Annotated in this window: 3 tRNA genes and 3 rRNA genes; all 6 read right to left on the reverse strand. The window is 53.2% G+C overall.

The features are described from left to right. A tRNA-Met gene (locus AC2FFP_RS23170) sits at positions 1-77 on the reverse strand. Positions 78-128: 51 nt separating this feature from the next. Then, a 5S ribosomal RNA gene (rrf, locus tag AC2FFP_RS23175) occupies positions 129-243 on the reverse strand. Between the two features lie 181 nt (positions 244-424). Further along, positions 425-3254: ribosomal RNA gene (locus AC2FFP_RS23180) — 23S ribosomal RNA — on the reverse strand. Between the two features lie 488 nt (positions 3255-3742). Continuing rightward, positions 3743-3818: transfer RNA gene (locus AC2FFP_RS23185), tRNA-Ala, on the reverse strand. Between the two features lie 77 nt (positions 3819-3895). Beyond that, a tRNA-Ile gene (locus AC2FFP_RS23190) sits at positions 3896-3972 on the reverse strand. A gap of 138 nt (positions 3973-4110) precedes the next feature. Beyond that, a 16S ribosomal RNA gene (locus AC2FFP_RS23195) occupies positions 4111-5570 on the reverse strand. The 16S, 23S and 5S rRNA genes sit together here with 3 tRNA genes alongside, the layout of an rRNA operon. Positions 5571-5984 lie beyond the last annotated feature (414 nt).

Below are 5984 nucleotides of genomic sequence, written 5' to 3' on the forward strand. Positions count from 1 at the left end.
TGGTTGCGGGAGTAGGATTTGAACCTACGACCTTCAGGTTATGAGCCTGACGAGCTACCGGGCTGCTCCATCCCGCGACAGGGTCGAATAAGTGCGATATCGTTAGAGAGATTTTGGGATTTTTCTAGGTTTGGCGGTGACCTACTCTCCCGGGGCTTAAGCCCAAGTACCATTGGCGCGGCAGTGCTTAACTTCCGGGTTCGGGATGGGACCGGGTGTTTCACTTGCGCTATGACCACCAAACCGAGGAAAATCCCCACGTCGGCTTTTGCGGAGCAAAAGCGACGGGTGGCAGGCAGCGTATTTGCATGCAAATGCGCGTTGCCACTCGGTAGTTATGTCAATCAACACCGCAGCGTTTTGCTGCGAAGTTATCCATGTTTACTGAGGTGTATGTTTTTGATTTGTCTTTCCATTACTGGATCAAATCAAGCCTATCGGGCGATTAGTACCGGTCAACTGAACGCATTACTGCGCTTACATCTCCGGCCTATTGACGTGGTGGTCTTCCACGGCCCTCAGGGAGACCTTGTTTTGAGGGGGGCTTCCCGCTTAGATGCCTTCAGCGGTTATCCTGTCCGATCATAGCTACCCAGCACTGCCGTTGGCACGACAACTGGTCCACCAGTGGATCGTTCACCCCGGTCCTCTCGTACTAGGGGCAACTCCTCTCAAGTCTCCTACACCCACGGCAGATAGGGACCGAACTGTCTCACGACGTTCTAAACCCAGCTCACGTACCTCTTTAAACGGCGAACAGCCGTACCCTTGGGACCTGCTCCAGCCCCAGGATGAGATGAGCCGACATCGAGGTGCCAAACACTGCCGTCGATATGGACTCTTGGGCAGTATCAGCCTGTTATCCCCGGCGTACCTTTTATCCGTTGAGCGATGGCCCTTCCACTCGGGACCACCGGATCACTATGGCCGTCTTTCGACTCTGCTCGACTTGTCAGTCTCGCAGTCAGGCTGGCTTCTGCCATTGCACTCAACGAGCGATTTCCGACCGCTCTGAGCCAACCTTCGCGCGCCTCCGTTACGCTTTAGGAGGCGACCGCCCCAGTCAAACTACCCGCCACGCAGGGTCCCGGATCCGGATAACGGACCGCGGTTAGACATCAAGAGTGCGAAGGGTGGTATCTCAAGGGAGGCTCCACAGGGACTTGCGTTCCTGCTTCAAAGCCTACCACCTATCCTGCACATCACAATCCTGATGCCAGTGCGAAGCTGTAGTAAAGGTGCACGGGGTCTTTCCGTCTAACCGCGGGAAGCCTGCATCTTGACAGGCAATTCAATTTCGCTGAGTCGATGTTGGAGACAGCGGGGAAGTCGTTACGCCATTCGTGCAGGTCGGAACTTACCCGACAAGGAATTTCGCTACCTTAGGACCGTTATAGTTACGGCCGCCGTTTACCTGGGCTTCAATTCAAGGCTCTCACCTCTCCTTTTAACCTTCAGGCACCGGGCAGGCGTCAGACCCTATACGTCGTCTTGCGACTTCGCAGAGCCCTGTGTTTTTAATAAACAGTCGCCACCCCCTGGTTTGTGCCCCCAGCCCCTAGTTGCCTAGGAACCGGGCCTCCTTCTCGCGAACTTACGGAGGTATTTTGCCGAGTTCCTTCAACATCGTTCTCTCAAGCGCCTTGGTATGCTCTACCAGTCCACCTGTGTCGGTTTAGGGTACGGTCTTATAGGAGGGCTATTTCCAGGAACCTCTCAGCAGCCCATTCAATCCGATAAGGATGAACTACACCTGAGATCCGTCACCACTCCACGGCCTAGGAATATTAACCTAGTTCCCATCGCCTACGCCTTTCGGCCTCGGCTTAGGGGCCGGCTTACCCTGCTCAGATTAGCTTTAAGCAGGAACCCTTGGACTTTCGGCGAGAGTGTCTCTCACACTCTTTGTCGCTACTCATGTCATCATTCTCACTAGTGATCTCTCCACGGGATCGCTCACGCGCCCGCTTCATCGAAAGCCTCTCTCCTCCAATCTGCCCGAAGGCATGAAGGAGGAATGAGACTATGTCACACTACGCTCTGCTACCGATGCTTACGCATCCCTAGACTTCGGCTCATGGCTTGAGCCCCGTTACATCTTCGCCGCAGGACAACTTATTTAGACCAGTGAGCTGTTACGCTATCTTTAAAGGATGGCTGCTTCTAAGCCAACCTCCTGGTTGTTTTGGTCGTCCCACCTGCTTTCCCACTTAGCCATGAATTGGGGGCCTTAGTCGTAGGTCAGGGTTGTTTCCCTCTCCACTACGGACGTTAGCATCCGCAGTGTGTCTGCCATCTAGTACTCCCGGGTATTCGGAGTTTGGTTAGGATCAGTAAGCCTGTGGGGCCCCATTACCCATCCAGTGCTCTACCCCCCGGGGTATTCGGATGACGCTCTACCTAAATAGATTTCGCAGAGAACCAGCTATCTCCGAGTTTGATTGGCCTTTCACCCCTAGGCACAGCTCATCCCGATCCTTTTCAACGGATGTGGGTTCGGTCCTCCAGTAAGTGTTACCTTACCTTCAACCTGGCCATGCCTAGATCACTCGGTTTCGGGTCTGATCCCACGAACTCATGCGCCCTATTAAGACTCGCTTTCGCTACGCCTACACCTAACGGCTTAAGCTTGCTCGTGAGACCAAGTCGATGACCCATTATACAAAAGGTACGCCGTCAGCTCGCAAGGAGCCTCCGACTGATTGTAGGCGTTCGGTTTCAGGTACTGTTTCACTCCCCTCGTCGGGGTGCTTTTCACCTTTCCCTCACGGTACTGGTTCACTATCGGTCAGCAAGGAGTACTTAGCCTTCGAAGGTGGTCCTCCGATCTTCAGACAGAATTTCACGTGTTCCGCCCTACTTAATACGTCCATCAGAGCTTAGAATACGGGGCTGTCACCCGCTATGGCCATGCTTCCCAACATGTTCTTCTCACTCATCTGGCTCGGCTGGTCCCCGTTCGCTCGCCGCTACTAGGGGAGTATCAATTGATTTCCTTTCCTCCGGGTACTTAGATGTTTCAGTTCCCCGGGTTTGCCTTTATAACCCTATGTATTCAGGTCATAAATACTTGATTAAGCCACCTATTGATCATCCAGAGGATAACAATAGAGAGCTTTCAAGTGGGTTGCCCCATTCAGAAATCCATGGATCAAAGCTTATTCTCAGCTCCCCATGGCTTATCGCAGAGTATCACGTCTTTCATCGCCTCTTGCTGCCAAGGCATTCACCAAACGCCCTTCTCGCGCTTGATTTGATCCAGAAAAAGAAAGACTTGATATTTGCACTACCGCCTATTCGGCTACTTGAGTGCGTTTGACCGCACACAACCGAAGCTGCGCCAGTAATCAAATCAATCACGATGACCCAGCTGGTAACTAAAGGTCATCTGTTCTTCTGAACCAAAAACATACATTTCCCGCCCCCGCCACTTGGACGAGGACAAATGAGCAACCCCATATGGTCTCTCAGCCGTGCAGCTGATCAACGCAGGTCGCTCGGGTTAGTATATTAGACTTGGACAACTCTGTTCGTTTCGATCGGGATACGCAGACAGGGCCGGCTAGACCCAAACTGCGCCGCTTATCCGAAGATAAGAACGACCGAGATCAATGCCACACTCGGCACGATCAAACAGTGTTGATTGATTTCTCTCTAAACGATGTCAAAGCTTCCGAAGAAGCGACGTCCGATTGGACGGTGAAGAACCAAAATGGTGCTTAACGGTCAAATCGAAGGTAAATGGTGGAGCCTAGGAGGATCGAACTCCTGACCTCCTGAATGCAAATCAGGCGCTCTCCCAGCTGAGCTAAGGCCCCATAAAGTGGCTCTCGTGACATTCATCCAAGATGAATGCACTGCCGCCTCTCACTTTTCGGCTTCACCGAAAGTGAGTTGGTGGGTCGAGGAGGACTTGAACCTCCGACCTCACGCTTATCAGGCGTGCGCTCTAACCACCTGAGCTACCGACCCAGACAGGCCGGTCGGCCTGATGTGTTCTGAAGAGATATGAGGACGGCTCGGTCCATGAGTTTGATCAACTTTGTTTGTTGATCTTCTGCTAAGTGTATCACGAGATTTGCGAACAAATCTAACTAGATACATCCTTAGAAAGGAGGTGATCCAGCCGCAGGTTCCCCTACGGCTACCTTGTTACGACTTCACCCCAGTCGCTGATCCTACCGTGGCCGCCTGCCCCCCGAAGGTTAGCGCAGCGTCGTCGGGTAGAACCAACTCCCATGGTGTGACGGGCGGTGTGTACAAGGCCCGGGAACGTATTCACCGCGTCATGCTGTTACGCGATTACTAGCGATTCCGACTTCATGGGGTCGAGTTGCAGACCCCAATCCGAACTGAGACAGTTTTTTGGGATTAACCCATTGTCACTGCCATTGTAGCACGTGTGTAGCCCAACCCGTAAGGGCCATGAGGACTTGACGTCATCCACACCTTCCTCCCGCTTATCACGGGCAGTTTCCCTAGAGTGCCCAGCCGAACTGCTGGCAACTAAGGATGTGGGTTGCGCTCGTTGCCGGACTTAACCGAACATCTCACGACACGAGCTGACGACAGCCATGCAGCACCTGTCACTAGGTCACCGAAGTGAAAGACCCATCTCTGGGCCGGTCCTAGGATGTCAAGGGTTGGTAAGGTTCTGCGCGTTGCTTCGAATTAAACCACATGCTCCACCGCTTGTGCGGGCCCCCGTCAATTCCTTTGAGTTTTAATCTTGCGACCGTACTCCCCAGGCGGAATGCTTAATCCGTTAGGTGTGTCACCGAATAGCATGCTACCCGACGACTGGCATTCATCGTTTACGGTGTGGACTACCAGGGTATCTAATCCTGTTTGCTCCCCACACTTTCGCACCTCAGCGTCAGTATCGAGCCAGTGAGCCGCCTTCGCCACTGGTGTTCCTCCGAATATCTACGAATTTCACCTCTACACTCGGAATTCCACTCACCTCTCTCGAACTCTAGACTGATAGTTTTGGAGGCAGTTCCAGGGTTGAGCCCTGGGATTTCACCCCCAACTTTCCAGTCCGCCTACGTGCGCTTTACGCCCAGTAATTCCGAACAACGCTAACCCCCTCCGTATTACCGCGGCTGCTGGCACGGAGTTAGCCGGGGTTTCTTTACCTGCTACCGTCATTATCTTCACAGGCGAAAGAGCTTTACGACCCTAAGGCCTTCATCACTCACGCGGCATGGCTGGATCAGGGTTGCCCCCATTGTCCAAGATTCCCCACTGCTGCCTCCCGTAGGAGTCTGGGCCGTGTCTCAGTCCCAGTGTTGCTGATCATCCTCTAAAACCAGCTATAGATCGTAGGCTTGGTAGGCCATTACCCCACCAACTACCTAATCTAACGCGGGCCAATCCTTTGGCGATAAATCTTTCCCCCGAAGGGCTCATACGGTATTACTCTCCGTTTCCAGAGGCTATTCCGTACCAAAGGGTATGTTCCCACGCGTTACTAACCCGTCCGCCGCTCACCCGAAGGTGCGCTCGACTTGCATGTGTTAAGCCTGCCGCCAGCGTTCGTTCTGAGCCAGGATCAAACTCTCAAGTTGAAAAGCATTGCTGCTTATCCTTGACGTTCGAACCTCTGCACATCTCATCAGGAGGCTAATCCTGATGAAGTCTTCTGTCTGTATGTGCTTCTGGTTTCATCAGAAACCGAAAGCCGTACAAACAGTGAAGCTGACACTGGATCATCGAGCCGAAGCCCTACCAGCGCGATATACAGACATTCAATCCGTCGAAACGAACCAAACCGCCCACATATCTCTTCAGTTATCCATCAATGTCAAAGAACAGAACACCAAGAGCCAAAAATCAGACCGTTGCGCCAATAACATCAGCGCGCCCGCCTAAATCATTCCCTAAGATGCCCACCGTCTCTCCGATGCGTCCGGCTGTCTCTCCAACCCGTCCGGCCGTCTCTCCGACCCGTCAGCACCGCCTCAGCAGCGCCGGTGAAGGGG

It is taken from the genome of Ruegeria sp. YTSC004 (assembly GCF_059609805.1).